This is a genomic window from Mucilaginibacter sp. (genome assembly GCF_039935595.1).
Classification (GTDB): domain Bacteria; phylum Bacteroidota; class Bacteroidia; order Sphingobacteriales; family Sphingobacteriaceae; genus Mucilaginibacter.
In genome coordinates this window covers 1-4,017 of sequence record NZ_JBDTJZ010000064.1, presented here as the reverse complement: position 1 = coordinate 4,017, position 4,017 = coordinate 1, and the positions used below count along the sequence as shown (strand labels likewise).

Annotated in this window: 5 protein-coding genes; 2 read left to right on the top strand and 3 right to left on the bottom strand. The window is 41.1% G+C overall.

All coding sequences use genetic code 11. The annotated features are described in order from the left end of the window. The 3 genes from ABI367_RS03770 to ABI367_RS03760 form a co-directional block, all read right to left on the bottom strand. Positions 1 to 967 (bottom strand): MBL fold metallo-hydrolase (locus ABI367_RS03770; RefSeq protein WP_462228044.1); only part of this gene is annotated, 967 nt, incomplete at its 3' end. A gap of 52 nt (positions 968 to 1,019) precedes the next feature. Next, the gene (locus ABI367_RS03765) at positions 1,020 to 1,550 is read right to left on the bottom strand and encodes a hypothetical protein (protein ID WP_462228043.1); all 531 of its coding nucleotides are present in this window, start codon (positions 1,548 to 1,550) and stop codon (positions 1,020 to 1,022) included. Positions 1,551 to 1,658: 108 nt separating this feature from the next. Beyond that, the gene (locus ABI367_RS03760) at positions 1,659 to 2,438 is read right to left on the bottom strand and encodes an SAM hydrolase/SAM-dependent halogenase family protein (protein WP_462228042.1); all 780 of its coding nucleotides are present in this window, start codon (positions 2,436 to 2,438) and stop codon (positions 1,659 to 1,661) included. A gap of 101 nt (positions 2,439 to 2,539) precedes the next feature. Here ABI367_RS03760 and ABI367_RS03755 point away from each other — a divergent pair, with 101 nt between their 5' ends. Together ABI367_RS03755 and ABI367_RS03750 are read left to right on the top strand one after the other, a co-directional pair. Next, complete coding sequence (locus ABI367_RS03755; RefSeq protein ID WP_462228041.1) at positions 2,540 to 3,502, top strand: PhoH family protein; 963 nt, start codon at positions 2,540 to 2,542, stop codon at positions 3,500 to 3,502. A gap of 87 nt (positions 3,503 to 3,589) precedes the next feature. Beyond that, positions 3,590 to 4,017: phosphoribosylaminoimidazolesuccinocarboxamide synthase (locus ABI367_RS03750; RefSeq protein WP_462228045.1), on the top strand; the 428-nt coding region annotated here is incomplete at its 3' end.

Sequence of the window (4,017 nt, the reverse complement as noted above, 5' to 3'; positions counted from 1 at the left end):
TTGATTCTACATAAGTAAGGTTATCAAACTCAAACTCGTCGCCCTGCATTTTGTAAAACTCCTGTGCTTCTTTATTTACCAGGTCATGGTATTTTCTGAATATACCGGTAGCCATTGATGCCATCGGGCTATCTACAAAAACCTTAACAGGCGGCAGCAAACCGCTGCTGAAAATCTTATTTAGCGAGTAAACTAATGATTGTGTGCGCCCAATGCTAAAAGCGGGTATTATGATACGGCCCTGCTCTTTAACGCAGGCTTTATCAATAACTTCAACAAGGGCCTGCTCAACTGTTTTATCTTTAGTATGGTTGCGCCCGCCGTAGGTTGACTCAGATACCAAAAAATCTACCTGGGGTAATGGTTGAGGATCCTCCAGTACCGGATAGTTTTTGCGGCCGATATCGCCGGTAAAGGCAATGCTTTTTTCTATGCCTTCATCATTTATTTTTAACACCGCAGCTGCAGCACCAAGCAGGTGACCAACAGGTATAAACGTTAATTCAATATCGCCGGTTATTTTAAACGGACGATTAAAAGCAATGGTAACCATGCGCTCCATAGTATCCATTACATGCTTTTGCAGGTACAAGGGTTGCGCGCTGCTGTTAAACTTGCCTTTACCACGGCCATACTTGCGGCCTTTGTTGGCCTTATGCATAAATATATTTACCGAATCGAGCAGTAACAACTCGGTCAGGTCAGCAGTAGGCGGGGTGCATAATATTTGCCCGTTAAAGCCCATGCGCACCAGTGTAGGTAAATTACCCGAATGGTCAATATGGGCGTGGGTTAATATCACCACATCAATATCTTCGGGGTTAAAAGGGAAGTTTTCGTTATCCTGTACACTGCGGTCTTTTTCGTAATCCAGGCCGCAATCCACTAAAATTTTATATTGCCCTACTTGCAGCAGGTGCATACTGCCCGTAACCTGTTGGGCAGCTCCGTGTATAGTTAATTTCATTTAGTTAGTCCGTAGGCGATGGTTTACAGACCATCGTCTTAATATAAAAAATTTAGCGGTTAGTCGCAACTTTTTTGCTGTAATTTTTCCATAACAGCCACATCAAAGCAATCAGCATCGCCAAAATGATCATGCTAAAATTGCGCGTTGACCGTTCGTGCTCCTGCATCATTTCGTCAGCATCCTTTTTTAGCTTTTGGTTTTGGTCCTGCAGTTTGTTAATAGTGCGCATAAAATTGAGGTTTACTGTCTCGTTTTCCTTCGACTTATCCAAAACCTGCGTTTGCTGAAAGGTACGGTAATCTAACAAAATTTTTAATTGCCTGTAAATTTCATTATCAGTTTTCACAATATCCATCAGTATATCGTTTGACCGGCGAATGTCTTTTTTGGTTTGCAAACCAAATATCCCGGTATGCTGGCTCAAACTTTGGTCATACTTGCCAAATTTTTGTGTACGTACGGCCAGCATACTGTTAATTTTTTTACGCTGAAGTTGATAAGCTAATGAGTCGGATGTGGTTTGTGCGTGAGTAGTTGTGAATAGTAAGCAGGTTGCGGCAAGTAGGATGATGTTTTTCATAACTTAAAATTTATGTCATTTCGAACGATAGAGAGAAATCTATACACCATAAGGAGTAGCACATGTATAGATTTCTCCTCGTCCCTCGTCGAAATGACAGTAAGTGAACTACGCCTGGAAATCAATAATAACGCTATCGCCCAGGTTTAAACCTAATAACCCGCTGGCGTTGCCTTTGTTTATGGCAATTTCTAAATGGTCGCTAATGCCAAACAGGCAAAGCTTTTCGCCTTCGGGCACTTCGCTATAATGCCAGCTCAGGTGGTTTATGGATTCGTTGCGTTTAAAGGATAGTACAAACTGCCGGCCTTGCTGCACTTTGTTAAACAGATCTTTAGTGATATTGGTTATCACATTCTGAAACGAATCAATATAAATAACTACGCCTTTTATCAGATTTTTTTCAAGCACAGGTTGCAGATTCATTTTTTTCTCAAAACCGCTAACTGGCAAGCCTATAGTATTAATATCGCCGCCGCTTGCCAAATGACAGGCCGCCTTAACAAAAATATCAGCCAGTGGGAAATGTAAAAACTTTAGGTCCTGCATAATGTCCAACTCAACCATTTCATCAGCCTCGGCAGTAAACATCAGCGAGAATATGCCATTATCTGCACCCACAAAATAATGGTTTTTATAGCGTACGGCCAGGTATTTGGTTTGTCCGCTGTAAACGGTATCAATACCAATTAAATGCACTGTTCCGTCAGGAAAATAATAAAAACTATTTTTTAAAATAAAGGCTGCCTGTTGTATATTGAAGGCCGAAACGCTATTGGTAATATCAACAATATTTACTGTTGGCAGCAATTTTAAAATACTGCCTTTAAGGGCGGCCAGATAAATATCTTTGTCGCCAAGATCAGTAGTTAAAGTTATTATTGCCATTAATTTTTTAAATATTTATTGCTAATCTTGTAAGAGGCATTTGCTGCTGCAAATATTCAATTTTAATTCATAAAAATCCGGAACAAATTAATCATTTACTATTGAACGAGCTTAAGCTATCCATTGAAAATATTAACCCCGCAGTATTATGGGGACCGAACAATGATCATTTCGAGATCATAAAAAAACAATATCCAAAGCTTAAAATAGTTGCGCGTGGCAGCGAAGTTAAAGTATTAGGCGATGAGCACGAACTTGTTTTATTTGAAGAAAAATTCAGCCAGCTTTTACAGCATGTTGAAAAGTATGAAAATTTAAACATAACCGACCTGGAAAGGGTATTGGGCAGCAAACCTTTAGATGCTACGAGCCAGACCGATTCAGCCACCGATAAGTTTGCCAGTGGCGAGGTTATAGTATTTGGCCCTAATGGCGTTATGGTAAAGGCGCGTACCGCCAACCAACGTAAAATGGTTGACAGTATTAACAAAAGCGATATATTGTTTGCCATTGGCCCTGCAGGTACAGGCAAAACCTATACTGCTGTAGCATTGGCGGTAAGGGCATTGAAGAATAAAGAGATTAAACGTATTATTTTAACCCGACCGGCGGTTGAGGCAGGAGAGAACCTGGGCTTTTTACCGGGCGACTTGAAGGAAAAGATCGATCCGTACCTGCGCCCTTTGTATGATGCGTTGGATGATATGATACCGGCAGAAAAATTAAAATTTTATCTGGAAAATAGAACCATTGAAATTGCTCCGCTGGCATTTATGCGCGGTCGTACGCTTGATAATTGCTTTGTGATATTGGATGAGGCGCAAAACGCTACCGATATGCAGTTAAAAATGTTTTTAACCCGTATGGGCCCATCGGCTAAGTTTATTGTTACCGGTGATGTTACGCAGATAGATCTGCCTAAAAAACAACAATCGGGCCTGCATACTGCTTTGCGGATATTAACCGACATAAGCGGCATTGACATTGTTTACTTGAGCGGCGAAGACGTAGTAAGGCATAAACTGGTACGTAAAATATTAGCGGCTTACGGGGATATACAGTAGGGTTGATGGTTCATAGTTAATAGTTCATAGCCAAATATGTAACAAATAACATTGAACCATAATACTATGAACCATGAACAATCAACTATGAACTCTATTAAAGAAACACATTTTAACTTTCAGGGGCAAACTGCTTTTTATAAGGGGAAAGTACGTGATGTTTATACTATAAATAATAAATACCTGGTTATGGTTGTTACCGACCGTATATCAGCTTTTGATGTGGTACTGCCTGAGCCTATACCTTATAAAGGGCAGGTGCTTAATCAGGTAGCCGCCAAATTTTTGCAGGCAACTGCCGATATTGTGCCCAACTGGGTAATTGCCGTGCCCGACCCCAGCGTTACCATTGGCTTAATTTGCGAGCCTTTTAAGGTAGAGATGGTGATTCGCGGTTACCTGGCCGGACATGCCTGGCGCGAATACAGTGCAGGCAGGAGGCAAGTATGCGGAGTAAGTTTGCCCGAAGGACTAAAGGAAAATGATATACTGCCCGAGCCCATTATTACCCCAAC